Origin of the sequence: Metabacillus hrfriensis (genome assembly GCF_030127205.1) — a bacterium.
In the GTDB taxonomy this organism is placed as follows: Bacteria; Bacillota; Bacilli; order Bacillales; family Bacillaceae; genus Bacillus_P; species Bacillus_P dongyingensis.
On sequence record NZ_CP126116.1, the window covers coordinates 690457 to 715577 of the forward strand.

Annotated in this window: 21 protein-coding genes, 16 tRNA genes, 3 rRNA genes and 1 pseudogene; 38 read left to right on the plus strand and 3 right to left on the minus strand. The window is 42.0% G+C overall.

Annotated elements, in window-relative coordinates:
* Positions 1–267: 267 nt before the first annotated feature.
* Positions 268–1563 carry a glutamate-1-semialdehyde 2,1-aminomutase gene (locus QLQ22_RS03525; protein ID WP_223439753.1) on the minus strand — a complete coding sequence of 432 codons (1296 nt, stop codon included), beginning with the start codon at positions 1561–1563 and terminating at the stop codon, positions 268–270.
* Between the two features lie 129 nt (positions 1564–1692).
* Between QLQ22_RS03525 and modA the strand changes: the two genes are divergently transcribed.
* From modA to perR, 6 genes are all read left to right on the plus strand, one after another.
* Positions 1693–2481 carry a molybdate ABC transporter substrate-binding protein gene (modA, locus tag QLQ22_RS03530; protein ID WP_284016012.1) on the plus strand — a complete coding sequence of 263 codons (789 nt, stop codon included), beginning with the start codon at positions 1693–1695 and terminating at the stop codon, positions 2479–2481.
* Positions 2471–3127 carry a molybdate ABC transporter permease subunit gene (modB, locus tag QLQ22_RS03535; RefSeq protein WP_223443125.1) on the plus strand — a complete coding sequence of 219 codons (657 nt, stop codon included), beginning with the start codon at positions 2471–2473 and terminating at the stop codon, positions 3125–3127. Before modA ends, modB begins: the two co-directional genes overlap by 11 nt.
* Before the next feature lie 89 nt (positions 3128–3216).
* Positions 3217–3621, plus strand: coding sequence for an ion channel (locus QLQ22_RS03540; protein ID WP_223439757.1), 405 nt, complete (start codon positions 3217–3219; stop codon positions 3619–3621).
* 63 nt (positions 3622–3684) lie between these two features.
* Positions 3685–4155, plus strand: a complete 471-nt coding sequence (gene bcp / locus QLQ22_RS03545; RefSeq protein ID WP_284016013.1) for a thioredoxin-dependent thiol peroxidase — start codon at positions 3685–3687, stop codon at positions 4153–4155.
* Between the two features lie 172 nt (positions 4156–4327).
* Entirely contained in the window at positions 4328–5281 is a 954-nt protein-coding gene (locus QLQ22_RS03550) for a D-2-hydroxyacid dehydrogenase (protein ID WP_284016014.1), read from the plus strand.
* Positions 5282–5398: 117 nt separating this feature from the next.
* Complete coding sequence (perR, locus tag QLQ22_RS03555) at positions 5399–5836, plus strand: peroxide-responsive transcriptional repressor PerR (RefSeq protein WP_223439763.1); 438 nt, start codon at positions 5399–5401, stop codon at positions 5834–5836.
* A 79-nt stretch (positions 5837–5915) separates the two neighbouring features.
* On the opposite strand, the gene QLQ22_RS03560 is transcribed toward perR, so the two are convergent.
* Positions 5916–6269, minus strand: coding sequence for a YgzB family protein (locus tag QLQ22_RS03560; protein WP_284016015.1), 354 nt, complete (start codon positions 6267–6269; stop codon positions 5916–5918).
* A 214-nt stretch (positions 6270–6483) separates the two neighbouring features.
* Between QLQ22_RS03560 and QLQ22_RS03565 the strand changes: the two genes are divergently transcribed.
* The 23 genes from QLQ22_RS03565 (at position 6484) to QLQ22_RS03680 (ending at position 15803) form a co-directional block, all read left to right on the plus strand.
* Positions 6484–7356 (plus strand): nucleotidyltransferase-like protein, encoded by an 873-nt coding sequence (locus QLQ22_RS03565; RefSeq protein WP_223439765.1) that lies wholly within the window; start codon positions 6484–6486, stop codon positions 7354–7356.
* 242 nt (positions 7357–7598) lie between these two features.
* Positions 7599–9136: ribosomal RNA gene (locus QLQ22_RS03570) — 16S ribosomal RNA — on the plus strand.
* 234 nt (positions 9137–9370) lie between these two features.
* Positions 9371–12301, plus strand: a 23S ribosomal RNA gene (locus QLQ22_RS03575).
* 130 nt (positions 12302–12431) lie between these two features.
* Positions 12432–12547: ribosomal RNA gene (gene rrf, locus QLQ22_RS03580) — 5S ribosomal RNA — on the plus strand.
* Together the 16S, 23S and 5S rRNA genes with 16 tRNA genes alongside form the textbook arrangement of a ribosomal RNA operon.
* 15 nt (positions 12548–12562) lie before the next feature.
* Positions 12563–12637, plus strand: a tRNA-Asn gene (locus tag QLQ22_RS03585).
* A 4-nt stretch (positions 12638–12641) separates the two neighbouring features.
* Positions 12642–12731, plus strand: a tRNA-Ser gene (locus QLQ22_RS03590).
* 14 nt (positions 12732–12745) lie between these two features.
* A tRNA-Glu gene (locus tag QLQ22_RS03595) sits at positions 12746–12820 on the plus strand.
* Positions 12821–12836: 16 nt separating this feature from the next.
* Positions 12837–12912 (plus strand) — tRNA-Val (locus QLQ22_RS03600).
* A 44-nt stretch (positions 12913–12956) separates the two neighbouring features.
* Positions 12957–13033: transfer RNA gene (locus QLQ22_RS03605), tRNA-Met, on the plus strand.
* A gap of 3 nt (positions 13034–13036) precedes the next feature.
* Positions 13037–13112: transfer RNA gene (locus QLQ22_RS03610), tRNA-Asp, on the plus strand.
* 24 nt (positions 13113–13136) lie between these two features.
* A tRNA-Phe gene (locus tag QLQ22_RS03615) sits at positions 13137–13212 on the plus strand.
* A gap of 13 nt (positions 13213–13225) precedes the next feature.
* Positions 13226–13301, plus strand: a tRNA-Thr gene (locus QLQ22_RS03620).
* A 10-nt stretch (positions 13302–13311) separates the two neighbouring features.
* Positions 13312–13396 (plus strand) — tRNA-Tyr (locus QLQ22_RS03625).
* 17 nt (positions 13397–13413) lie between these two features.
* A tRNA-Trp gene (locus QLQ22_RS03630) sits at positions 13414–13487 on the plus strand.
* Between the two features lie 27 nt (positions 13488–13514).
* Positions 13515–13590 (plus strand) — tRNA-His (locus tag QLQ22_RS03635).
* 32 nt (positions 13591–13622) lie between these two features.
* A tRNA-Gln gene (locus QLQ22_RS03640) sits at positions 13623–13697 on the plus strand.
* 59 nt (positions 13698–13756) lie between these two features.
* A tRNA-Gly gene (locus QLQ22_RS03645) sits at positions 13757–13831 on the plus strand.
* 8 nt (positions 13832–13839) lie between these two features.
* A tRNA-Cys gene (locus QLQ22_RS03650) sits at positions 13840–13913 on the plus strand.
* A gap of 19 nt (positions 13914–13932) precedes the next feature.
* A tRNA-Leu gene (locus QLQ22_RS03655) sits at positions 13933–14021 on the plus strand.
* Positions 14022–14041: 20 nt separating this feature from the next.
* Positions 14042–14122, plus strand: a tRNA-Leu gene (locus QLQ22_RS03660).
* A gap of 647 nt (positions 14123–14769) precedes the next feature.
* Positions 14770–15144, plus strand: a complete 375-nt coding sequence (locus QLQ22_RS03670) for a DUF2089 domain-containing protein (RefSeq protein WP_223439769.1) — start codon at positions 14770–14772, stop codon at positions 15142–15144.
* Positions 15141–15530: a hypothetical protein gene (locus QLQ22_RS03675; RefSeq protein ID WP_284016016.1), complete on the plus strand. Its 390-nt coding sequence runs from the start codon at positions 15141–15143 to the stop codon at positions 15528–15530. The genes QLQ22_RS03670 and QLQ22_RS03675 overlap by 4 nt, the downstream gene beginning before the upstream one ends.
* 3 nt (positions 15531–15533) lie before the next feature.
* Positions 15534–15803 (plus strand): hypothetical protein, encoded by a 270-nt coding sequence (locus QLQ22_RS03680; protein ID WP_223439773.1) that lies wholly within the window; start codon positions 15534–15536, stop codon positions 15801–15803.
* 229 nt (positions 15804–16032) lie between these two features.
* On the opposite strand, the gene QLQ22_RS25085 is transcribed toward QLQ22_RS03680, so the two are convergent.
* Positions 16033–16185 (minus strand): RICIN domain-containing protein, encoded by a 153-nt coding sequence (locus QLQ22_RS25085; protein ID WP_423246227.1) that lies wholly within the window; start codon positions 16183–16185, stop codon positions 16033–16035.
* Between the two features lie 64 nt (positions 16186–16249).
* Here QLQ22_RS25085 and QLQ22_RS25090 point away from each other — a divergent pair, with 64 nt between their 5' ends.
* From QLQ22_RS25090 to QLQ22_RS03725, 9 genes and pseudogenes are all read left to right on the plus strand, one after another.
* Positions 16250–16519, plus strand: coding sequence for a glycoside hydrolase family 32 C-terminal domain-containing protein (locus QLQ22_RS25090; protein ID WP_423246228.1), 270 nt, complete (start codon positions 16250–16252; stop codon positions 16517–16519).
* A 101-nt stretch (positions 16520–16620) separates the two neighbouring features.
* Positions 16621–16860, plus strand: coding sequence for a hypothetical protein (locus QLQ22_RS03690; protein ID WP_284016018.1), 240 nt, complete (start codon positions 16621–16623; stop codon positions 16858–16860).
* A gap of 199 nt (positions 16861–17059) precedes the next feature.
* On the plus strand, positions 17060–17608 hold the full coding sequence (locus tag QLQ22_RS03695; protein WP_284016019.1) for a glycosyltransferase family protein: 549 nt from the start codon (positions 17060–17062) through the stop codon (positions 17606–17608).
* A 117-nt stretch (positions 17609–17725) separates the two neighbouring features.
* Positions 17726–17953 (plus strand): annotated as a pseudogene (locus QLQ22_RS03700) (transposase); the annotation flags it as partial.
* Between the two features lie 144 nt (positions 17954–18097).
* The gene (locus QLQ22_RS03705; RefSeq protein WP_423246229.1) at positions 18098–19039 is read left to right on the plus strand and encodes a carbohydrate ABC transporter permease; all 942 of its coding nucleotides are present in this window, start codon (positions 18098–18100) and stop codon (positions 19037–19039) included.
* Positions 19039–19866, plus strand: coding sequence for a carbohydrate ABC transporter permease (locus QLQ22_RS03710; protein ID WP_223439777.1), 828 nt, complete (start codon positions 19039–19041; stop codon positions 19864–19866). The genes QLQ22_RS03705 and QLQ22_RS03710 overlap by 1 nt, the downstream gene beginning before the upstream one ends.
* 82 nt (positions 19867–19948) lie before the next feature.
* Complete coding sequence (locus QLQ22_RS03715; protein WP_223439779.1) at positions 19949–21232, plus strand: ABC transporter substrate-binding protein; 1284 nt, start codon at positions 19949–19951, stop codon at positions 21230–21232.
* Between the two features lie 407 nt (positions 21233–21639).
* A complete protein-coding gene (locus QLQ22_RS03720; protein ID WP_284016020.1) occupies positions 21640–23451 on the plus strand; it encodes a cache domain-containing sensor histidine kinase in 1812 nt (603 codons plus the stop codon).
* Positions 23432–25009, plus strand: a complete 1578-nt coding sequence (locus QLQ22_RS03725; protein ID WP_284016021.1) for a response regulator transcription factor — start codon at positions 23432–23434, stop codon at positions 25007–25009. Before QLQ22_RS03720 ends, QLQ22_RS03725 begins: the two co-directional genes overlap by 20 nt.
* The last annotated feature ends 112 nt before the right edge of the window (positions 25010–25121 follow it).

A 25121-nucleotide genomic window follows, 5' to 3' on the forward strand; every position in this document is an offset into this window, starting at 1 on the left:
CACCTCCCGATAAAATATGAATCTATCATTTGAAAATATAGATTTCTTGTGAGATTTAATAACAAAATTTTCAGAAATGTAATACTTATCATATCATTTAGATTGAAAAAATTCAATTATTTATGCATGTTTTTGAGAGGCACATACAAGTTTGAAAAGTTTAAATATTCATGAAAACTTGCGGTTGCTTATTTGTAAACGTTTTCAGCGAGGAATAAAAAAATAAAAAAACAGGGACTAAAATCCCTGTTTGAATAAATTGTATATTTATACATTATGCAATTTATTGAATGAGCGCTCGACTGCAAGCAATGTATCCTTGATATCTTCTTCTGTATGAGCTGTTGTAAGGAACCATGCCTCGTACTTAGAAGGAGCAAGATTAACCCCTTCATGAAGCATCAATTTAAAGAACTTGGCGAACATTTCGCCATCCGTTCTTTCCGCCTGTTCATAATTGACAACCTTCTCTGTCGTAAAGTAGATGGTCAAAGCACCTTTTAACCGGTTCATCGTAATTGGAATTTGATAGGTTTCTGCATGTTTTTGAATGCCTTCTTCAAGTATTTGTCCAAGTCTATCGAGATTTTCATATACCCCTTTTTCCTGAAGCACTTCAAGACAGGCGATCCCTGATAAGATAGAAGCGGGGTTGCCTGCCATTGTTCCGGCTTGATAGGCAGGACCAAGAGGTGCAACTTGTTCCATGATTTCTTTTTTTCCGCCGTATGCACCAATTGGCAGACCGCCGCCAATGATTTTCCCAAGGGCAGTCAAGTCGGGTGTGACACCAAGCATATCCTGTGCACCTCCGTACATAAAGCGGAAAGCTGTGATGACTTCATCATAGATGACAAGTGCTCCGGCATCATGAGTAAGCTCGTTAATTGCTTCTAAAAAACCTGGGTAAGGTTCGACAATCCCGAAGTTTCCTACGATTGGCTCAACCAGAACAGCTGCAACCTCGTCTCCCCATTTCTCAAGTGCTTCTTTAAAAGGTTCAATATCATTAAAAGGAACCGTGATCACTTCATTTGCAATGCTTTTTGGAACCCCTGCAGAGTCGGGTGTGCCGAGAGTCGAAGGTCCGGAGCCCGCCGCAACAAGCACAAGATCTGAGTGGCCATGGTAGCATCCTGCAAATTTAATGATTTTATCCCGGCCTGTATACGCCCTTGCAACCCGGATTGTTGTCATAACGGCCTCTGTTCCGGAGTTGACAAAACGTACCTTGTCCATTGCCGGCATTGCCTCTTTCAGCATTTTAGCGAACTTCACCTCATGGGGAGTCGGAGTTCCGTAAAGCACGCCATCTTCTGCTGCTTTTTGAATGGCCTTCGTAATGTGGGGGTGAGCATGTCCGGTAATGATTGGGCCGTATGCTGCCAGGTAGTCTATGTACTTATTGCCGTCAACATCCCAGAAATAAGCTCCTTTTGCTCTTTCCATCACGACTGGAGATCCGCCGCCTACCGCTTTATAAGAACGGGAAGGACTATTAACCCCGCCTACAATATGCTGTAACGCTTCTTCGTGAAGCTCTTCAGATTTAGTGAATTTCATGTCTTCCTCCTGAAAAAAATTTCTAAAGTCTATTCTAGCATGTTTAAAAAGGATGAAAAACTTTTGCGCATCTTTTAGTATAATAGAAAGAAATAGATGATTCAGTAAGTAAAGGGTGGACGCGGACAAGTGCTGAAAAAATACCTGACTTTTCTTATTAGTATAGTTTTCTTAACATCATGCGCCTCTCAGCAGAGCGGACCTGAAAAGAAAACCGTTTTGCTTGTTTCGGCTGCAGTAAGTTTAAAAGATTCATTGAATGAGATAAAAGAACAATTTGAGGAAGAGAATCCTTCTATTGAAGTTCGCTATAATTTTAGTTCGACCGGCGCTCTAAAGCGTCAAATAGAACAAGGGGCTCCGGTAGATGTCTTTTTTTCTGCTTCAAAAGATCTTTTTGAACAGCTGGGTAAAAAGGGCTTACTAAATGAATCCCTTCAAATGGATTATTTGGGAAACAGCTTAGTGCTTATTACAAGTAAAGAGAATGAAACATTAAAAATGCAGGATCTCGCATCAGGTGATATTGGCAAGATAGCAATAGGCACACCGGAAACGGTTCCTGCCGGCAAGTATGCGAAAGAAGCTCTTGTGCATGATGATTTGTGGGAAAGAAATAAAGATCGAATAGTATATGCCAAAGATGTGCGACAGGTCCTGTCCTATGTTGAAACAGGCAATGTTCATGCGGGAATTGTATACAAAACAGATGCCGCGACTTCAGAAAAAGTGAATCAGACCCCGATAGAACCGGCCTCTTATGAGAGTATTATCTATCCAGCCGGTGTGCTGGAGGAAACTGAACACGAAAGAGAAGCCGAAGTTTTTTTTCGTTTTCTGCAGAAAGAACAATCGATAAAAGTATTTGAGCAGCAGGGATTTAAGGTGCTTCATAAAGGTGATCGCGATGTGGAGTGAATTCAGTCAGCCTATTGCGCTGTCGCTTCAGGTTGCAGTGGTATCTAGTGTAATAGTCGTATTAAGCGGAACTTTTATTGGCAGGATCATGGCAAGAACCTCGTTTAAAGGGAAGACAGTGATTGAGACATTCCTCATGCTGCCGCTTGTTCTCCCGCCTACGGTTGTTGGATTTCTCCTGATTGTCATTTTCGGAATGAATAGCCCGGCTGGTCAACTTATTGAACGCATTGCAGGATTTCCAGTTATTTTCACCTGGTGGGCAGCCGTTATTGCGGCATGCGTAGTTTCTTTTCCGCTTATGTATCAGGCTTCTAAGCTTGGCTTTCAAATAATTGATCGTGAAATCGAAGATGCTTCGAGGGTAGATGGAGCGGATGAACGCCAGGTTTTCAGGCATGTTTCGATCCCGCTCGCGATTCCGTCACTCGTCACGGGGGCGGTTCTTGCGTTTACAAGAGCTCTCGGTGAGTTCGGGGCAAGCCTGATGTTTGCAGGGAATATTCCGGGGCAGACACAGACGGCTGCAACTGCTATATATGTTGCAATCGATTCAGGGGATATGACGATCGCGTGGCTTTGGGCTGGAGCGCTTGTCTTGCTTTCGTTCAGTCTTTTGTTCGCTGTCCAGCTTATAAGAAAATAGATGCGAAATTTAAAGACAGGCCGAATATTAAGGACCTTCTTGTATATATTGTACCATTACGTGTTTTGAACATGAGGTGCTGCATATATATGGGAGGGTTATTTGCTATAGCTGTATCGCTGTGTTTGCTGATGAGCTTTACCATCTTCATCCGCACTTTTAAGGAACGAAATTTTCTATCTATAGATACACTGTTAATTGTCATCTTCTTATATCTTTCAATTTTGATTGGCTTTAGTATGATTTTCTTAATTTTGGACTCCAGCGGGTTTGAGGTGCTTGTTGATAATGGGGTTATTATGGAAGGAACCTATCTTGACCGTTTGCATACTTGCCTGTATTTCAGCGCTGTTACTCTTTTTTCATTAGGATACGGAGATGTCATTCCGATCGGGTTTGGCAGACTGCTTGCTGTTCTCGAAGCGCTTATAGGCTATGTTCTGCCTGCTGTTTTTGTTGCAAGAACGGTATGGGGACTGGAAAAAGGGTCATAAGTTGAATCATTCTGTGGAATTGGGTAGTCTTATACTAAACCAATTTTGCGGAGGCTGATATTTTTGACAACTCAAATCGGACAAACTGCACCAGATTTTGAACTGACAGCTGATAACGGGGAAAAAGTGAAGCTTTCAGATTTTAAAGGAAAGCATGTCATACTTTATTTTTACCCAAAAGATATGACCCCGGGCTGCACAACTCAGGCATGTGACTTCAGAGATCAGCACAAAAGCTTTGAGGAGCTTGATGCTGTTATTCTTGGAGTCAGTACAGATGCACAGAGCAAGCATGAAAAATTCAAAGCCAAGTACGATCTTCCATTTCTTTTATTGGTGGATGAAAATCACGAAGCTGCTGAAAAATACGGAGTATGGAAGCTGAAGAAAAACTTTGGAAAAGAATATATGGGAATTGAACGTTCAACTTTCCTTATCAATAAGGACGGCGAGCTTGTCAAAGAGTGGCGGAAAGTAAAAGTGAAGGGTCATGTTGAAGAAGCCCTTCAATATATGAAAGAAACTTTGTCATAACAAGCCTTTTTTTTAGGAACTGAGTCAAACGTCCAGACAAAAAATAAGAACCCGGAGTATGTTGTAAAGAAGGCATAACCTCCTCATTCGTTAGCGCAATTAAGTGCAGGAACTTTGGTTCCTGCACTCTTTTTATTTTTGGTAAAATAAAAGGAAAAAGGAGAAATTGGTTTTGAAGATTTTATCAACAGTAAAGCTGCCTGTTTATTTAAAGGAAGAATTAGTAAATGAATTTCCTGATTTGGATTTTAATTTTGACAACAGGATAAATGATGTTCTTAATGAGGTAAAAGAAGCTGAAGTGATTTTGACATACGGGGAAGATCTGACAGCTGACATTATTGGGCAAGCAAAAGAACTGAAATGGCTGATGGTTGCGTCTGCAGGGATGGACAAGCTCCCTTTTGATGCTTTAATACATCAAAAAATACTGGTAACCAACTCTAAAGGCGTGCATAAGATTCCAATGGCTGAGTATACAATCTCAATGATGCTGCAAATTTCAAGAGAGTCACAGCAGCTGCGCGAGAATCAGCAGGAGAGAAAATGGGACCGCAGAGTCAAAATGCATGAACTTCATGGGAAAAAGATCTTTATATTAGGAGCAGGTGCAATCGGAACTGAAATTGCAAGGCTCGCAAAAGCTTTCGGGATGAAAACGGAAGGGATGAACAGATCCGGGAGAATCGTTGAATATTTTGATGAAATTCGTACATACAATGGTTTAGAAGAAGGAATGAGAAAAGCAGACTTTGTTGTATCTGTTCTCCCTAGTACAAAAGAAACAAAAGAGTTGTTGAATTATAAAGCATTCAGCTGGATGAAACCAGCAGGCATATTTATTAATATCGGACGCGGAGATGCTGTATGCGAAGCGGATTTAGTAAAAGCATTAAACGAGGGAAAGCTAAAGCATGCAGTGCTTGATGTGTTCGAAGAGGAGCCATTGAGAGAAAATCATCCATTCTGGAGAATGAAGGATGTCACAGTAACACCGCATTTGTCGGGCATAACTGAGAACTATCTACCAAGAGCGATGGCTATCTTTAAGAGAAATTTGGCGTTATATATAGATGGAGATTATTCATCCATGGAAAATGCAATCGATCTAAAACAAGGATACTGAGGCCTAAAATAAAAAGAAGGCTGTCTAACCGCAATTGACAAAAGTCCCAGTCACAATGTACACTATTTATAAATATTATAAAGTAAGAATGTTTTTCAGGAAAGAGGTGCATAGCAGATGTCTGAACATCAGTTAAAAGAAGCACTTGACACGCTGAAGCAGACTGGAGTGCGCATTACTCCCCAGCGTCATGCCATTTTAGAATACCTTATTCAATCTATGACTCACCCTACAGCTGATGATATTTATAAATCCTTGGAAAGCAAATTTCCAAATATGAGCGTTGCAACGGTCTATAACAATTTGCGTGTATTTCGCGAGGTAGGCCTTGTCAAAGAATTAACATACGGGGATGCTTCGAGCAGATTTGATTTTGTCACAACGGAGCATTACCATGTTATTTGTGAAAAATGCGGAAAGATTGTAGATTTTCATTATCCGGGACTAGATGAGGTAGAACATCTTGCTTCACACGTGACAGGTTTTAAAGTAAGTCACCATCGCATGGAGATCTACGGAGTGTGCGGAAGCTGCGAAAAGAAAGAAGCGCATTAAACGGACTGAATGTCTTTATAAGCATTCAGTCTTTTTTTCTAAAATATAAGCGGGGTGCATATACTGCACTCCGCTTTTTTTATTCGACCGTTTTGCGATTGTATTTTTCATCAAAGTCTTTGCCTTCCAGATTCGGATCCAGCGTCAGCGGTTCGTTGCAATACATGCACATATCAACCCTGCCGAGAATCTTCGTTGTTTTGCCGCATGAAGGGCATGTTACTTGAACAGCTTTAGTCGAGAGCATGCCGATCCAGAAGTAAACAACCGTGCTTCCTACTATAGATAATAACCCGAGCATCATGAATATGGTCATGATAATCGGAGAAGTTCTGAAGAAGATGCCAATATACATAATAAAAAATCCAATAAAGACTAAACTCAATGCAAACGTGCGGATTTTATTAATCTTGCTAGAATATTTCGCTGCCATTATTCCGACCTCCCAAATACCAATATAGCACAAATGTAAGGGATTTCGCAGAAAATATCCAATGGTGCCTTAAATAAAAAAGACAGGAAATCTCAGAAAATAATAGATTCTCTATCAGCATTCACTTATAATTTTGAAGTGCTGTATTTGAAAGGGATTTTATCTCCTATGTAGAATTCTGATATATAGTCATAAATTAAATGGGGGAATCACAATGGAAAATCTTCTCCGTCCTATTTATCAAGAGAGAGCAAGTCATCCAGACACATTAGCAATCGTCATGATTGAAAAGAGAAACCAAACATCACCGCTTACAGATAATTTGGATGTCGCGCTGCTTGTTATTGTAAAAGAAGCGAAGCAGCCTGTTTATATTAAGCATTATGAATTTGATAATCAAAAGGCTTCACTTAATATCGTGACTGATGAACAGATTCAGCAGTGGATCCTGCTTGGAACAAACCGGCGCATTGTAGAATGGATTTTAAACGGGAAAGTTCTCTTTGACAGAAATGAATACCTTGGCAAGCTTTTGGATCGTCTAAAAATGTTTCCTTTCTCAGAACGCAGATTAAAAATCGGCCTTGAGTATGGCAAGCTTATTAGAAGATACTTGGAAGGCAAGGTGTTTTTTGAATCAAAGCAGTTCCTTGATGCGTACAATCATATCGTTCACGCCCTTCATCATCTGGCCAGACTTGAAGTGATTGATCATGGATTTTATCCTGAGGTTACGGTCTGGAATCAAGTGAGGCAGATGGAACCGCAGGTTTATAAGCTGTATAAAGAGCTGGTTGAAAGTGAAGAGTCATTAGAAAAAAGACTTGAACTTCTCTTTTTGGCGAGTGATTTCCTGATTCACTCCAAATCAGAAATTGGTGCAGGACATCTGTTAAGCATCCTTTCTGAAAAAGAAGTGTGGCACTATGCAGAGCTTCTCGAGCATCCGGAAGCTAAATATTATTCGGTAGACTTAAGTGTGTTATTAGAGTTTCTTGTAGATAAAAATTTCGTTGAAGTTGTTCAGATTGAAACGAAAGGACAAAGGATTTTCCATCGCGGATATTCTGTTACAAAAAAGTATTGACTTTAGTTTTTTACGATGATATATTAATAAGCGTCGCTGCTGAAGCAAGTTCAAACATGACGGCGCAGACAGCGACTTTCAATTAAAAAAACTTCTTAAAAAAATGTTGACACTGAGTTAACGAAATGTTATATTAAGAAGGTCGCTTCAAGAGCGAAAATGATCTTTGAAAACTAAACAAAACCAAAAGCGTACCAAACGTTTTAAATTTTTAAGTCAGCAACAAATCGAGTCACAAATTTTCTTCGGAGAGTTTGATCCTGGCTCAGGACGAACGCTGGCGGCGTGCCTAATACATGCAAGTCGAGCGGACCTCTTCGGAGGTCAGCGGCGGACGGGTGAGTAACACGTGGGCAACCTGCCTGTAAGACTGGGATAACTCCGGGAAACCGGAGCTAATACCGGATAGTATCTTGAACCGCATGGTTCAAGTTGGAAAGACGGTTTCGGCTGTCACTTACAGATGGGCCCGCGGCGCATTAGCTAGTTGGTGAGGTAATGGCTCACCAAGGCAACGATGCGTAGCCGACCTGAGAGGGTGATCGGCCACACTGGGACTGAGACACGGCCCAGACTCCTACGGGAGGCAGCAGTAGGGAATCTTCCGCAATGGACGAAAGTCTGACGGAGCAACGCCGCGTGAGTGATGAAGGTTTTCGGATCGTAAAACTCTGTTGTTAGGGAAGAACAAGTGCGAGAGTAACTGCTCGCACCTTGACGGTACCTAACCAGAAAGCCACGGCTAACTACGTGCCAGCAGCCGCGGTAATACGTAGGTGGCAAGCGTTGTCCGGAATTATTGGGCGTAAAGCGCGCGCAGGCGGTTTCTTAAGTCTGATGTGAAAGCCCCCGGCTCAACCGGGGAGGGTCATTGGAAACTGGGAAACTTGAGTGCAGAAGAGGAGAGTGGAATTCCACGTGTAGCGGTGAAATGCGTAGAGATGTGGAGGAACACCAGTGGCGAAGGCGACTCTCTGGTCTGTAACTGACGCTGAGGCGCGAAAGCGTGGGGAGCGAACAGGATTAGATACCCTGGTAGTCCACGCCGTAAACGATGAGTGCTAAGTGTTAGAGGGTTTCCGCCCTTTAGTGCTGCAGCTAACGCATTAAGCACTCCGCCTGGGGAGTACGGTCGCAAGACTGAAACTCAAAGGAATTGACGGGGGCCCGCACAAGCGGTGGAGCATGTGGTTTAATTCGAAGCAACGCGAAGAACCTTACCAGGTCTTGACATCCTTTGCCACTTCTAGAGATAGAAGGTTCCCCTTCGGGGGACAAAGTGACAGGTGGTGCATGGTTGTCGTCAGCTCGTGTCGTGAGATGTTGGGTTAAGTCCCGCAACGAGCGCAACCCTTGATCTTAGTTGCCAGCATTCAGTTGGGCACTCTAAGGTGACTGCCGGTGACAAACCGGAGGAAGGTGGGGATGACGTCAAATCATCATGCCCCTTATGACCTGGGCTACACACGTGCTACAATGGATGGTACAAAGGGCTGCGAGACCGCGAGGTTTAGCCAATCCCATAAAACCATTCTCAGTTCGGATTGCAGGCTGCAACTCGCCTGCATGAAGCTGGAATCGCTAGTAATCGCGGATCAGCATGCCGCGGTGAATACGTTCCCGGGCCTTGTACACACCGCCCGTCACACCACGAGAGTTTGCAACACCCGAAGTCGGTGGGGTAACCGCAAGGAGCCAGCCGCCTAAGGTGGGGTAGATGATTGGGGTGAAGTCGTAACAAGGTAGCCGTATCGGAAGGTGCGGCTGGATCACCTCCTTTCTAAGGAAGATATGAGGACGCTTTTGGTTTTTGTTTAGTTTTGAGAGATCATTCTCTCTATGATAGAAGACAAATCATCCGATTTGTCGGTTGTTCTTTGAAAACTAGATAACGTAATTGATAACAAGTAATTCACTGAGATTTACGCTTACCATAATTAGTGATTTTCTAGACATTTATGTCTAAACAAACAACGAAATGCGAAACGCATCTTATGATGCGGTTGACCATTTAGGTTAAGTTATGAAGGGCGCACGGTGGATGCCTTGGCACTAGGAGCCGATGAAGGACGGGACTAACACCGATATGCTTTGGGGAGCTGTAAGTAAGCTTTGATCCAGAGATTTCCGAATGGGGAAACCCACTGTTCGTAATGGAACAGTATCTTTATCTGAATACATAGGATAATGAAGGCAGACCCGGGGAACTGAAACATCTAAGTACCCGGAGGAAGAGAAAGCAAACGCGATTTCCCAAGTAGCGGCGAGCGAAACGGAATTAGCCCAAACCAAGAGGCTTGCCTCTTGGGGTTGTAGGACACTCTATACGGAGTTACAAAGGAACGGGGTAGATGAAGCGACCTGGAAAGGTCCGTCAGAGAAGGTAATAACCCTGTAGTCGAAACTTCGTTCCCTCCAGAGTGGATCCTGAGTACGGCGGGACACGAGAAATCCCGTCGGAAGCAGGGAGGACCATCTCCCAAGGCTAAATACTCCCTAGTGACCGATAGTGAACCAGTACCGTGAGGGAAAGGTGAAAAGCACCCCGGAAGGGGAGTGAAAAGATCCTGAAACCGTGTGCTTACAAGTAGTCAGAGCCCGTTAATGGGTGATGGCGTGCCTTTTGTAGAATGAACCGGCGAGTTACGATCCCGTGCAAGGTTAAGTTGATGAGACGGAGCCGCAGCGAAAGCGAGTCTGAATAGGGCGTTTTAGTACGTGGTCGTAGACCCGAAACCAGGTGATCTACCCATGTCCAGGGTGAAGTTCAGGTAACACTGAATGGAGGCCCGAACCCACGCACGTTGAAAAGTGCGGGGATGAGGTGTGGGTAGCGGAGAAATTCCAATCGAACCTGGAGATAGCTGGTTCTCTCCGAAATAGCTTTAGGGCTAGCCTCAAGTATGAGAGTCTTGGAGGTAGAGCACTGATTGGACTAGGGGCCCTCATCGGGTTACCGAATTCAGTCAAACTCCGAATGCCAAAGACTTGCTCCTTGGGAGTCAGACTGCGAGTGATAAGATCCGTAGTCAAGAGGGAAACAGCCCAGACCACCAGCTAAGGTCCCAAAGTATACGTTAAGTGGAAAAGGATGTGGAGTTGCTTAGACAACCAGGATGTTGGCTTAGAAGCAGCCACCATTTAAAGAGTGCGTAATAGCTCACTGGTCGAGTGACTCTGCGCCGAAAATGTACCGGGGCTAAACGTATCACCGAAGCTGTGGACTGTTCTTACGAACAGTGGTAGGAGAGCGTTCTAAGGGCGTTGAAGCTAGACCGTAAGGACTGGTGGAGCGCTTAGAAGTGAGAATGCCGGTATGAGTAGCGAAAGAGGGGTGAGAATCCCCTCCACCGAATGCCTAAGGTTTCCTGAGGAAGGCTCGTCCGCTCAGGGTTAGTCGGGACCTAAGCCGAGGCCGAAAGGCGTAGGCGATGGACAACAGGTTGATATTCCTGTACCACCTCCTCACCATTTGAGCAATGGGGGGACGCAGGAGGATAGGGCAAGCGCGCTGTTGGATATGCGCGTCCAAGCAGTTAGGCTGAGAAGTAGGCAAATCCGCTTCTCATATAAGGCTGAGCTGTGATGGCGAGGGAAATTTAGTACCGAAGTTCCTGATTCCACACTGCCAAGAAAAGCCTCTAGCGAGGTGAGAGGTGCCCGTACCGCAAACCGACACAGGTAGGCGAGGAGAGAATCCTAAGGTGAGCGAGAGAACTCTCGTTAAGGAACTCGGCAAAATGACCCCGTAACTTCGGGAGAAGGGGTGCTTTTTAGGGTTCATAGCCCTGAAAAGCCGCAGTGAATAGGCCCAGGCGACTGTTTAGCAAAAACACAGGTCTCTGCGAAGCCGCAAGGCGAAGTATAGGGGCTGACGCCTGCCCGGTGCTGGAAGGTTAAGAGGAGAGGTTAGCGCAAGCGAAGCTTTGAATTGAAGCCCCAGTAAACGGCGGCCGTAACTATAACGGTCCTAAGGTAGCGAAATTCCTTGTCGGGTAAGTTCCGACCCGCACGAAAGGCGTAACGATCTGGGCACTGTCTCAACGAGAGACTCGGTGAAATTATAGTACCTGTGAAGATGCAGGTTACCCGCGACAGGACGGAAAGACCCCGTGGAGCTTTACTGTAGCCTGATATTGAATTTTGGTACAGCTTGTACAGGATAGGTAGGAGCCTTGGAAGCCGGAGCGCCAGCTTCGGTGGAGGCATTGGTGGGATACTACCCTTGCTGTATTGAAATTCTAACCCACAGCCCTGATCGGGCTGGGAGACAGTGTCAGGTGGGCAGTTTGACTGGGGCGGTCGCCTCCTAAAATGTAACGGAGGCGCCCAAAGGTTCCCTCAGAATGGTTGGAAATCATTCGCAGAGTGTAAAGGCACAAGGGAGCTTGACTGCGAGACCTACAAGTCGAGCAGGGACGAAAGTCGGGCTTAGTGATCCGGTGGTTCCGCATGGAAGGGCCATCGCTCAACGGATAAAAGCTACCCCGGGGATAACAGGCTTATCTCCCCCAAGAGTCCACATCGACGGGGAGGTTTGGCACCTCGATGTCGGCTCATCGCATCCTGGGGCTGTAGTCGGTCCCAAGGGTTGGGCTGTTCGCCCATTAAAGCGGTACGCGAGCTGGGTTCAGAACGTCGTGAGACAGTTCGGTCCCTATCCGTCGTGGGCGCAGGAAATTTGAGAGGAGCTGTCCTTAGTACGAGAGGACCGGGATGGACGCACCGCTGGTGTACCAGTTGTCTTGCCAAAGGCATCGCTGGGTAGCTATGTGCGGAAGGGATAAGTGCTGAAAGCATCTAAGCATGAAGCCCCCCTCAAGATGAGATTTCCCATCACATTAGTGAGTAAGAACCCTGAAAGATGATCAGGTTGATAGGTCTGAGGTGGAAGCGCGGTGACGTGTGGAGCTGACAGATACTAATCGTTCGAGGACTTAACCACAGTCTAATAAAGTGTAAAACCTGAGTGAAACTTGTTATCATACGTTATTTAGTTTTGAAAGAATAACTTCTTTCGAAAAAAAAAGCTTGAAATCTTCGGATTTCATAGTATAATAATTTTTGTCACTATGTCTGGTGATGATGGCAAAGAGGTCACACCCGTTCCCATGCCGAACACGGAAGTTAAGCTCTTTAGCGCCGATGGTAGTTGGGGGTTTCCCCCTGTGAGAGTAGGACGTTGCCAGGCTAGTGAAAATATTATTCCGCAGTAGCTCAGTGGTAGAGCTATCGGCTGTTAACCGATCGGTCGTAGGTTCGAGTCCTACCTGCGGAGCCATTTTGGAGAGCTGTCCGAGTGGCCGAAGGAGCACGATTGGAAATCGTGTAGGCGGTAACCCGTCTCAAGGGTTCGAATCCCTTGCTCTCCGCCACTACTTATATAAATGGCCCGTTGGTCAAGCGGTTAAGACACCGCCCTTTCACGGCGGTAACACGGGTTCGAATCCCGTACGGGTCACCAATATCATTTTCACTGCGGAGGATTAGCTCAGCTGGGAGAGCATCTGCCTTACAAGCAGAGGGTCGGCGGTTCGAGCCCGTCATCCTCCACCATCTTTACTGAAATAAAGCAGCAAAAAAACTTCATTTATTATTGTCGCGGGGTGGAGCAGTCTGGTAGCTCGTCGGGCTCATAACCCGAAGGTCGCAGGTTCAAATCCTGTCCCCGCAACCAAATGGTCCCGTGGTGTAGCGGTTAACATGCCTGCCTGTCACGCAGGAGATCGCCGGTTCGATCCCGGTCGGGACCGCCATTCTTAATTAAAAAAGAATAAAATGGCTTGGTAGCTCAGTCGGTAGAGCAAAGGACTGAAAATCCTTGTGTCGGCGGTTCGATTCCGTCCCAAGCCACCATTTACACTTAAATGCCGGTGTAGCTCAATTGGTAGAGCAACTGACTTGTAATCAGTAGGTTGGGGGTTCAAGTCCTCTTGCCGGCACCACTTACAGTGTGGAGGGGTAGCGAAGTGGCTAAACGCGGCGGACTGTAAATCCGCTCCCTCCGGGTTCGGCGGTTCGAATCCGTCCCCCTCCACCATTTTATTTAAAGAATATAGGGGTATAGTTTAAAGGTAGAACAGAGGTCTCCAAAACCTCCGGTGTGGGTTCGAGTCCTACTACCCCTGCCAATTTAATTAATCTTATATAGTATAATGGCGGTTGTGGCGAAGTGGTTAACGCACCAGATTGTGGCTCTGGCATTCGTGGGTTCGATTCCCATCAGTCGCCCCATTTTTTACTTAATAGGGTTTTTATTTCTGTTTTGGGCTATAGCCAAGCGGTAAGGCAACGGACTTTGACTCCGTCATGCGCTGGTTCGAATCCAGCTAGCCCAGCCATTTTCAATCTAAAGTCATCTTTGTGCAGCTCCTGCATAAAATACATTACAATGCGATTTGCGGAAGTAGTTCAGTGGTAGAACACCACCTTGCCAAGGTGGGGGTCGCGGGTTCGAATCCCGTCTTCCGCTCCAATAGTTGAGGCGGCATAGCCAAGTGGTAAGGCAGAGGTCTGCAAAACCTTTATCCCCGGTTCAAATCCGGGTGTCGCCTCCAATTTTTATTTATCACCCTTGCCGGGGTGGCGGAACTGGCAGACGCACAGGACTTAAAATCCTGCGGTAGGTGACTACCGTACCGGTTCGATTCCGGTCCTCGGCACCATCTTCATCACAATTTCATTTGCCGGTGTGGCGGAATTGGCAGACGCGCACGACTCAAAATCGTGTTCCTCTGGAGTGCCGGTTCGACCCCGGCCACCGGTATCGAAATTTTATTACTTTCAATTACAAGTGAATTAAGTAATATCAACGTTTAAAAACGTCTCTACAGTTATTGTAGAGGCGTTTTTTTGTTGTCTTTTTATCTTTTTTTCACATGACATCCTCAAATGAAATCGTGTTCCTTAATCGTGTGCACCGTTGAAGGAGGAATTATTATGACAAGGCGTAAGAATGTTTTAAATGATGATGAACTGGCTGTTATTCAAAGTAAGTAAAAGCTTATGTAGAGACATTTAAAGATGCTATTCAATTGTTCATTAAGGATTGCGAATTTCGAAATTTAAGACCTCATACAATTCAATATTACTTGAATGGAATACAAGCATTTTTAAATCAACTTAAAGATCAGGGTATTGATATTACTTTATTGAAACCATCTAACCTAACTGAAGAACATATTAAAAACAATGTGATTCTCTATATGCGTAATTTTAAGGGTAGCAGAATCGGCAGTTACTGGAACTTCTTTTCCTAAGCCGGAGTTGATTTCAGAATGGTTAGCACTTATATTTAATATTCAAATTAAATTATTTAATATTTAAGTTCGCTTTTATAAATTATTTTAAGTTGATATTTGATATTATTAAAAAACGTAGTATAATATGGTTAATAAAAGAAAGGAGCAAAACATGGCATATCCTTTACTCACAAATTGCCCGGTTTGCAGCGAATCATTAAAAATTACAAAGCTACAATGCGGACATTGTCAGACAACAATAGAAAATGAATTTGAAGCTTCAAAACTGTCTGCTTTAGGTCAGGAACAACTGCATTTTATTGAAACTTTCCTTAAATGCCGCGGGAATATAAAAGAAGTGGAGAAGGAATTAGGCATTTCCTATCCAACGGTCAGGGGTAAATTAGATGATATCATTTCCATCCTAGGATATAACGCACAAAAGAAACCGGGAGTCGATAAGAAAAAGATTGTTGGCCTTTTAGAAAAGGGAGAAATTACAGCGGAAGAAGCAATCCGTTTATTAAAAGAGGGGGAAGCAGAATGAAGGATGAAATTTCAAGGGTATTAACGTTGATGGAAGAAGGAAAGATTGATAAAGAAAAAGCGAGTGAATTAATTAATATCCTCCGAGAAAAAGACCAGCCAGAACTTTTTTCATTAAAGAAAGAAGTACCATATGGCAATAAAATATTAAAGATTCGTGTTACCTCTGAAGAAGGTGATAATGTAAATGTGAATTTACCAATTAATCTGGTAAAAGCTGTTTTGAAAGTAGGTACAAATATTGCGGAAAAAATCCCCGAGGCAGAAAAATATGTAAAAGATATTAATGTTGACCTGCTCATCGAGGCAATCGAAAACGAATTGGACGGACAGATTGTTGATATCACCTCGGCTAACGGTGATAAAGTTTTCGTGGTGATTGAGTAGTTTATGTTAAAAGTTAAGGTGAAAGTAAAGGATAAGCGGTTCTCCATTCCCGTTCCTTATGCGGTTTTAAATATGGTTAGTTTGATTATTACTTCAAAGAGAGTTAACCGCATAATTAATAAGGCAATTGAAAAGGATGGCAGTAAATTCAGTTTTCCGGAAATTGAAAGAAAAGATTTAAAACCATTGTTGCAAGGACTTTCTATGCACAAAGGCCTAGTGCTTGTGGAAACCAAATTAAAAGACGGTACCGAAGTAAAAGTGAAGTTGTGAAGCATTATTCGAATAGGGATAATGCTTTTTTAATAGGGGTAGCGTCATGGAGTTGATTTACAACTTTAAGGAAATTACAATATAAAAAAGCCCAATTTTCAGCACTGAAATTTTGAAATTGGGCTTTTTTATATTTACTTATAGTGCAAAATAGCACTTAAAATAGCCCCTAAAGGGACAGTTCAAGCAGCAAGTTATGAAGAAGGAGAAATACTAGAAAATGAAATAATCAAGCAACTAGAAGAACTTCAAAAGTAAAGTTCATGACGATTTCAACTGATGCTGGACCGCTGTTGACAGCTCTTAAACGATACGTTTCATCCCACCGAGCGGTTATTCTCCATTGCTGGTTGCCGCAGTCCAGGTACTCCCAAACTTGCACATCGTCTCCGGCAGAGATTCCGGAAGCATCCAGTACGAACTTGCTTCACCCACGTGTACTTTATATGCTCCATGGGAAACTCCATCTATCTTCCACCTTTGATCGTTCTAAATCAGGAGACATCAGTTTTTCTGATAAGTTTTCCGCCTATCATGAAACAAGAGTTACGCCAAAGAAAAAACGAGTGAAACTGAGTATTTTCGTAGACGAATCTTCCATTGAGGTATTTGGAAACGACAGCCTTTCTGTATTCCAAAATGTTGTGTTTCCGGACGGAGCAAGTGATGGCCAGAGCTTTTACAGCAAGGGGGTTCCGTTCAAGATCAGACTATAACGTCGTGGTATACATTTACTGCAGGAAATTTACAGTTATGAAATATCATCTTTGTCAATAAAATGAAAGAGTTATTTATTTTACATAAGGAGGTTTGTATATTGGGAGAAAAACTTAAGATTCTTGTGATTATGAAACACTTTCAAAAACAGTTTCCGACTTATCAATCTCTTTATGAAACGATAACTGAGCTGGAAAAACAGGCTGAGATTAAATACTGGGATAAAGATGGAGATATTCATGATATCCTGAAAACATTGAATTTTTTACCGGATTTTATTCTTCAATATGACGTAGCCTGGAATCACGCTTTCTCACCAAAGGGTAAACGGACTTGGTGAAGTCGACATACCAAAAGGCTGCATTGTCATAGATATCCATTATTCCCCTCAAATAAGGAATCAATATTTTAATGATACGAAAATAGATCTTATCTTTTCACTGACTAAATCAGCTTTTTTAAACAGGTTCGAACAGTATAGAAATAAATTTAAATGGTTTCCCTTTGCCGTCAACCCTATGATCTACAAAGATTGGAAAATGGATAAAAAAATAAACTTCTTATTGATGGGGCAAGTGCATGACCGTGAAGGAAGAGCAATTGATGTTCCAAAAACTCCCCGCGGAAAATACCCATTCAGAGAAGAAGTGCTGATAAAAATGAGGGATGTTGAAGGCTTTGTTTTCAATCCTCACCCCGGGCAAGCGACAAGGTCAAAAAATGCCATCATCAACGAGAAATATGCACAAGAAATCAATAAATCTAAAATTTTTTTTACTTGCGGGTCCATCTATAACTATCCCGTACAAAAATTTTTTGAAGCTCCTGCCTGCAGGACCTTAATGCTGGCAGAGCCTGCAGATGACATTTCAGAGTTGGGGTTTAAGGACGGACATAACTTTGTTTCATGCAACAAGGATAATTTTTATGAGAAAGCAATGTATTACTTGAAAAACGAAGAGAAAAGGCAGGAGATAACGGATAATGGGTATACGTTTATTCATCAGCATCATACAAACAAAGAAAGAATAAAAAGATTACTGCAGGACATTCAACAATTCATTGAAAGCAAAAAAAACACTACTTAGGAAGAGTTTCAGACTGTCGACAAATCCCCCTTTTTTGGGGGAATTGTCGACAGTTTTTTTTATAATTAAAGTAGAACAATTCAGAGGTGATTTGGATGTTGTCAAAAACTTGAGAAGATTACACTTGAACAGTTGGTGCCGAAAAATCACTTAGTCCGTTAAATTGAACAGGCTCTCGATTTTTCTTTCAGCAATTCTTTAGGAGAGAAAGTCTACTCCGCAGATCGAGGCCGTCCAAGTATTGACCCAGTTATTTTGATTAAAATGGCCTTCATCCAATACCTTTTCGGTATTCAATCACTGAGAAGAACCATAGAAGAGATTGAAAGGAACTGTGCCTACCGGTGATTTTTAGGATTTGCCTTATCCAAATGAATAAAAATATAGTCAAAATATTGCACCTTCTTCGTCAATTTAGTCTCCCTATATAAGTAAGCGCTACTATTATAATAAAAGAAAGCGATTACAATAAAAGGGGTGGTGATACGGTTGGAAACGAAAATTCAAACGGATCCGGTAAGCACGAAATCTCATATGGAGGCAGTACCTAAAAAGAAATTTAAGTATAAGAGTTTACTAACATACGCTGCCTTTGTTGGACCGGCACTTTTATTTTTCTTAGTTATTCAAATTTTTCCGTTCTTAATGGGTCTTTATTATTCATTTACTTCATGGAATGGAGTCAGCTCAGCTGTTGAGTGGGTAGGAATTGAGAATTATAAGAAGATCTTTACGAACGATCCGGCCTTTTTTAATTCTTTTATGTTTACGACGAAATTTATGTTTGCGGCTGTTATTATTAGTAACTTAATAGGTTTTGCGTTTGCGCTGATTTTAAATGCTGCGCTAAAAACCAAGAACATATTGCGGACCGTGTTTTTCATTCCTAACGTGATCGGCGGGTTATTGCTCGGATTTATCTGGCAGTTTATTTTTGTAAAAGGATTTGCTTCGATCGGGAACATGACGGGCATCGAATTTTTCAAAATGCCGTGGCTTGGGGATGAAACGACAGCGTTCTGGGGAATTGTCATCGTATTTGCATGGCAGACCAGCGGTTATATGATGGTCATCTATATTGCAGCGCTTCAAGGTGTGGATAATTCACTGCTGGAGGCTGCGAAAATGGATGGTGCATCAAGCTTCACACTTTTAACAAAAATCATTATTCCTTTGATATTACCGGCATTTACGATTTGTCTGTTCTTAACGATTTCGATGGCATTCAAGATCTTTGACCTGAATATTTCCCTGACAGGCGGGGGGCCATTCAATTCAACTCAGTCTGTAGCGATTAACATTTATCAGGAAGCCTTCCAGAACAACCGTTATGGATTAGGTACAGCGAAGTCCATTCTGTTCTTTGTAGTAGTTGCAATCTTTACTACAGTTCAGGTAATGATGACGAAGAAGAGGGAGGTTGAGGCTTAATGGGTAACCGGTATACAAGCAGGACGTTTATATTAGAGATAATAGCCATTGCCGTCGCGCTCATTTTCCTTGTTCCTTTTTACTTCGTGCTGATCAACTCTGTCAAGCCGTTTGCGGCAATCCTCATTGATGCTGCAGCATGGCCGAAGGAATTCATGTTTTCTAACTATGCCAAGGTGTGGGAGATCATCAACTTCCCTCGTGCATTCTGGAACTCCCTTGTGATTACAGTTTTCAGTAACATTGGTTTAGTTATCATTAGTTCGATGGCTGCATGGAAAATGGTCCGCACGCCAGGAAAGTTCAGCAAGATTTTATTCATTCTCTTCGTAGCTGCCATGGTCATCCCGTTTCAGACGGTCATGATCCCGCTTATGAAGCTTGGCGGTACGCTCGGGATAACAAATAGTATTCCAGGCTTAATCATGATGTATTTTGGATTTGGTGTTCCGCTGTCGCTGTTCTTATATCATGGATTCGTAAAAACAGTTCCTGTGGAAATTGAAGAATCAGCGAAAATAGACGGATGCAGCGAGTTCGGAGTATTTTGGAGAATTGTTTTCCCTCTCCTAAAACCGATTACTGTCACGGTCGTTATTTTGAATACACTATGGATCTGGAATGATTATCTGCTTCCATTGCTGGTTCTTCAGGATGCAGAGCTGCGGACGATTCCGCTTGCAGCAAGCTCATTCTTTGCTCAATATACGAAGCAGTGGGATATGGGTCTTGCCGCGTTAGTGCTTGGTATTACACCAGTGGTCATCTTCTTCTTATTCTTACAGAAGCACATAATCAAGGGAATTGCTTCTGGCTCGATCAAGTAGATATAAAGTTTCTGCATTCATTGGATGTAATGAGTGCAGAAAATTATATAATATAATAGTTATCAAGGAGGTCAATCCATTCATGAAACGCTTTCTGTTATTATGTATGTCTTTAGTATTCGTATTTGGTATTATGGCTGGCTGTTCTTCTAAGGAAACGGCTAAAGATGGGGAGTCAGGCGGAGATTCTAAGTCTGGTGATGAAGTAGTAACGCTTAATTTCTTCCAGTTCAAGGTTGAAATTGCTGATCAGCTTCAAGAGATGATTAAAGAATTCGAAGCTGAGCATCCAAACATTAAAGTAAAGCTTGAAACAGTTGGCGGAGGTGCCGATTACGGTGCAGCGCTTAAAGCAAAATTCGCTTCAGGTGAAGAGCCGGATATTTTCAACAACGGCGGATTTAAAGAATTAGAGCTTTGGAAAGAAAAGTTAGCTGATCTATCAGGTGAGCCATGGGTTGAGCATGTTCTTCCAATCGGAAAAGTGCCAATGACAGATGCAGACGGCAAGCTTTATGGTATGCCTGTAAACCTTGAAGGATATGGATTTGTTTACAACAAAGATTTATTTGAAAAAGCGGGTATTACAGAGCCGCCTAAAACGATTGATGAATTAAAAGACGCTGCGAAAAAGCTTGAAGCTAAAAAGATCACTCCATTCTCTGCCGGTTATGGCGAGTGGTGGGTAATTGGACAGCATTTACTTAACATTCCATTTGCTCAGCAAGAAGATCCAGAAGCATTTATCGCAGGATTATATGATGGTTCTGAGAAAATCACAGGCAACAAGCAGTTTAAAGAATTTAAAGAAGTATTAGACACAGAGCTTAAATATGCAAACGATAATCCATTAACAACAGATTACAATACTCAAGTTACACTTTTTGCTTCTGGTGAAACAGCAATGCTTCAACAAGGAAACTGGACTGAGAACATGATCACTGAAATCAATCCTGAAATCAATATGGGCTTCCTTCCAATTCCAATCAGCAATGATGAAAGTGCAGGAAACCTTCCTGTAGGCGTTCCAAATAACTGGGTATTGAATAAAAACTCAGAGCACCTTGAAGAAGCTAAAACATTCTTAAACTGGATGGTTTCTTCTGAAACTGGCAAACGCTTCATCACAGAAGAATTTGCATTCATTCCAGCATTTGATAACATTGAGCCAGCAGGTTTAGGCGATCTTGGAACATCAATCCTTGATTACTCTAAGGAAGAAAAAACAATTCCTTGGACTTGGTTCAAATGGCCGGATGGAGCGAATAAAGAATTCGCAGCAGCTATTCAGGAATACGCTGCAGGCAAAATCGATTATGATACACTGCTTGAGAGATTCCAGACATCTTGGGATAACTTGAAATAATAATAGCAGCAGAAAGCATGCCTTATGGGCATGCTTTTTTGCCGGTTCATAAATTCTCATAATAGAGGCTTTAAGCTATAAAAAGGTGATTTCAGATAATAGTAAAAAAATCAGCTTAAAAAACAGAAAACCGATTAAATAAAAGGTTCGAAATCTATAAAAATTGTTAAAATGGCTAATAAAAATTGAATTCCCTCTAAAAAGATGGTGATTTTGGCTAAAAACCAGGTTCATCAGCTTCTATTGTTTACGCTATTCAATGACTTCAGCTCAGTCTCCCTGACCCTCTGTAAATACAGGCGCCTCCGCTCTTCGAGGTATTTGCAGGAAGATTCGAAAAAGTCCTTTTAAGAGTAAGAACCTCACTATATACTAAAGGTTAAGTAAGACCTGGGAGGTCCGTCCCCATGCTGAAAAAAAGCATCCGGAATAAACTAATTGTTTTATTAATGATTACTACAATTGTGCCTTTTGGCAGTTCGATCATTATTACCTATTTATATACGAAAGGCTCCATGGAGGACCAAGTCGTTCAGGAAAGCAGCAATCTGCTGTATCAGGGCAAGGTTAACCTGGAGAGCTACCTTAATGAGCTGAATGGTCTAACTCTTTCTCTCTACAATAATCCTGATTTCATTAACTATATGAGATCTCCGGATACTGAGAATAATTATTTAACCATTGGAATTGTTAAAAATGTGATGCAGACCATTCTTTATACAGCGGATACCATTAATGAAGTGAAAATTTCATTTGCAAAGGATGACCGGGTTATTTCTGCGACGAAACGTTCTACAGTTGTTTTTTCCACAAGCATAGAAGATTCCAGGAATGAAGCGTTTAACAGTGCAGAACGCAGTCCTTATAACATGTATATTGAACCAATCTTTGCAAGCCACGAGAACAACACAAGAGGAGCAAGAGACATCATTAAAATCCACAGGGCATTGACGAATGTTCCCGGCAATGAGGTCCTTGGTTATATTACACTTGGGATTTCACCTGATAAGATTATCGATTTAAGCAGAAATTTATATAATCGTGATACAGAAGAATTCTATCTATTATCATCAGAAGGAGAACTAATTTACAGCTCAGATACAGATATCCCCGACAATCAAAATCATCAAAAATGGATTGACCGCGTTCTTGAAGCAGAGAAATCTTCAGGAACAATGGAGTGGAAAGAAGACTCTTTTAATGGGGTGATGATGTACGATCAGCTTTCGGCTTCATCTGGAGGCTGGATTTTAGTGAAAAGGGTTCCATATCACATCTTATATGAAAGTGCTTATAGTGTAGCCAAAATTAATATTCTATTTGGGGTTATTGGATTATCATTGGTTGTATTAGCTACCCTGTTTGTTTCATTTAAAATCACATCGCCTATCCGAATTTTGCTTCAAAATATTGAACAAGTGGAAAAAGGAAATATGAAGGTTCCGGTTCAGTCCTTTGGTTCAGATGAAATCGGCATTCTCGGATACAGGTTTCAGCAAATGATTGAACGGATCAATCACTTGATCACCCGTGAGTATAAGCTTGAACTGGAAAACAAGACAAATCAGCTAAAAGTGCTGCAATCACAGATCAATCCGCACTTTTTATACAATGCGCTGCAATCAATCGGTACAGTTGCTTTAAAAAATAAAGTTCCGCAAATTTATTCCTTAATTACGCACTTATCTAAAATCATGAGATATGGAATGAACATGGAGGAAGATTTAGTTCCTTTGAGTAAAGAAATAAATTATACGAAAGCGTTTCTTCTTTTGCAAAAGGAACGCTTTGGCGAAAATCTTGATTACACCATAGATGTCGATGAAAACGTCCAAGAGGTTCAGGTTCCAAAAATGATTTTGCAGCCGATTATTGAAAATTATTTTAAACATGGGTTTGATAGTCGTGAAGGTGTTGGGAGCATCCGGCTAAAGTGCTACAGGGAGAGCGATGAGCTTGTCATGAAAATAAGCGACAATGGAATCGGAGTGACGGAAAACAGGTTAAATGAGATATATGAGCATTTTAAAGCTGAGGCATTGAATAAAAAAGGAAAAGAAACAAATATAGGGCTGAAAAATGTATATGTCCGGCTAAAGCTCTATTATAATCTGCAGGCTGATTTAAAGCTTGAAAATCAAGAAGAAGGAGGCTTTATGGTAACCATGAGGCTGCCTATATGGATGGAAGGTGAAGGAAATGAAAGCAATCATCATTGATGATGAAAAGCATGTTCGTGAAGGTCTGCTTTTATTGGCGGATTGGGATAGGCACGGAATTCACACCATTCTTGAGGCTGAGGATGGCGAGGAAGCGGTAAAGCTGATCACAGAGCACAGGCCGGAAATCATTTTTACGGATATGAGTATGCCAAGAAGAGATGGTATAAGTCTGTTAAAATGGCTATATTCCGCTGATTTAGGCAGCAAAACGATTGTCGTAAGCGGATATGATGACTTTGATTATATGCGAAATGCCATTGCTTACAAGAGCTTTGATTATATTTTAAAGCCCATTGAGCCGGATGTCTTAAATGAAACATTGGAACGGGCTGTGACAGAATGGAAAGAGCAGGCCCATTCAAGAAATTCTCAGGCTGAGGAAAGCCGGGTTATGAATGAAGTGAAGCCGCTCTATTGGGACCAGCTGTTCTCGGGCCTCTGTACAAAAAAGGAAATACCGCAATCAGCAGAAGAGAAAATTGAAAAAGAATTTGGCATTTCAATGACGCTCGCTGAAAAAACAGCTGCCATCCTTCCAATAAAAGCAATTGTCATGAAATCATTCCAGGGTGATTATGAGCTTGCCTATTCTGCCCTTTCAAATATGTTCAGCGGATTATTAAGAAAACAGAATGACGGTGTTTGTTTCAGGAACATTAATAAGGAAGAAGAGCTTGTTATCCTCTTTTGGAAGAATAAGAATGTGACTTATCTTTCAGAAGAAATCAGCGCTTTAATTTATCATTCTTATAAAATCAATTGTATTCTTGCTTTGGGAAAAAGATCGATTGATTTAAGCGAAGCCTATGATTCTTCTGAGCAAGTATATATAAAACATAATTTATTGAGTAAGCAAAAGATTGTGACAAGTAATGAGGTTGATTTAAAGCCGCTTCTTCATCTGTTTGATTTTTCAAACGAACTGAAATGGGCGCTTAAATCGGGGAGTGCTGCCCAGGCGGAAATACAGCTGGATCAAATTTTCACCAAGCTGATCAATGATCATACGCTGTCGCTGGAGCAGATTAAACTATGGGAAAATCAATTTGACTTATTGAGAAGCAATTGGATCAAAGAATATGAGGTCCATCATCATCCGGCTTTTTATTCTGGTACGGATTATTGGAAGGAAGACGGTTCTTTTTCTTTTGAAAAGTTCAAAGAAGAAAAGAAAAAAGAATTCGGACAGCTAATCAAATTTCTCTCTAATGTGAAGTATCAGAAAGAAAAAAACAACATGCAGCAAATTGAAGAATACCTGCAGCAGCATTATCAGGAGGATATCAATCTCCAGGATATTGCCGATCGGTTTTTCTTAAGCCGTGAATACATTTCAAGGAAATTCAAACAGGATTATCAAGCAACACTAACAGATTATCTGACAAATATCCGCATGGAAAAAGCAAAAAAACTGCTTGAGAATCCTTATTTAAAAATATATGAAGTGGCCTATGGAGTAGGCTATCAAAATGAAAAGTACTTCAGTAAGGTGTTTAAGAAACAAGTTGGGCTTACACCAAATGAATACCGGCATTCCCTGACTTCTAAACCGTAATTGAGGATAAAGAAAAAGCAGAAATTCCTGTTTTTTCTTTATCGTAATTTCGACAAAATGTGATTTTTTATGTTGAAGAAGGGTACATTTTTTGCTATAATGTCTTTATTAC

Excerpts from the sequence above, each read along its gene's own strand:
- perR (WP_223439763.1), top strand. The coding sequence starts at position 5,399 with ATGTCTGAACATCAGTTAAAAGAAGCACTTGACACGCTGAAGCAGACT.
- QLQ22_RS25090 (WP_423246228.1), top strand. The coding sequence starts at position 16,250 with ATGCTCCATGGGAAACTCCATCTATCTTCCACCTTTGATCGTTCTAAA.
- QLQ22_RS03720 (WP_284016020.1), top strand. The coding sequence starts at position 21,640 with ATGCTGAAAAAAAGCATCCGGAATAAACTAATTGTTTTATTAATGATT.
- QLQ22_RS03715 (WP_223439779.1), top strand. The coding sequence starts at position 19,949 with ATGAAACGCTTTCTGTTATTATGTATGTCTTTAGTATTCGTATTTGGT.
- QLQ22_RS03560 (WP_284016015.1), bottom strand. The coding sequence starts at position 6,269 with ATGGCAGCGAAATATTCTAGCAAGATTAATAAAATCCGCACGTTTGCA.
- QLQ22_RS03725 (WP_284016021.1), top strand. The coding sequence starts at position 23,432 with ATGAAAGCAATCATCATTGATGATGAAAAGCATGTTCGTGAAGGTCTG.
- QLQ22_RS03695 (WP_284016019.1), top strand. The coding sequence starts at position 17,060 with ATGGATAAAAAAATAAACTTCTTATTGATGGGGCAAGTGCATGACCGT.
- QLQ22_RS03670 (WP_223439769.1), top strand. The coding sequence starts at position 14,770 with ATGGCATATCCTTTACTCACAAATTGCCCGGTTTGCAGCGAATCATTA.
- QLQ22_RS03540 (WP_223439757.1), top strand. The coding sequence starts at position 3,217 with ATGGGAGGGTTATTTGCTATAGCTGTATCGCTGTGTTTGCTGATGAGC.
- QLQ22_RS03565 (WP_223439765.1), top strand. The coding sequence starts at position 6,484 with ATGGAAAATCTTCTCCGTCCTATTTATCAAGAGAGAGCAAGTCATCCA.
- QLQ22_RS03680 (WP_223439773.1), top strand. The coding sequence starts at position 15,534 with ATGTTAAAAGTTAAGGTGAAAGTAAAGGATAAGCGGTTCTCCATTCCC.
- QLQ22_RS03675 (WP_284016016.1), top strand. The coding sequence starts at position 15,141 with ATGAAGGATGAAATTTCAAGGGTATTAACGTTGATGGAAGAAGGAAAG.
- QLQ22_RS03710 (WP_223439777.1), top strand. The coding sequence starts at position 19,039 with ATGGGTAACCGGTATACAAGCAGGACGTTTATATTAGAGATAATAGCC.
- modB (WP_223443125.1), top strand. The coding sequence starts at position 2,471 with ATGTGGAGTGAATTCAGTCAGCCTATTGCGCTGTCGCTTCAGGTTGCA.
- QLQ22_RS03525 (WP_223439753.1), bottom strand. The coding sequence starts at position 1,563 with ATGAAATTCACTAAATCTGAAGAGCTTCACGAAGAAGCGTTACAGCAT.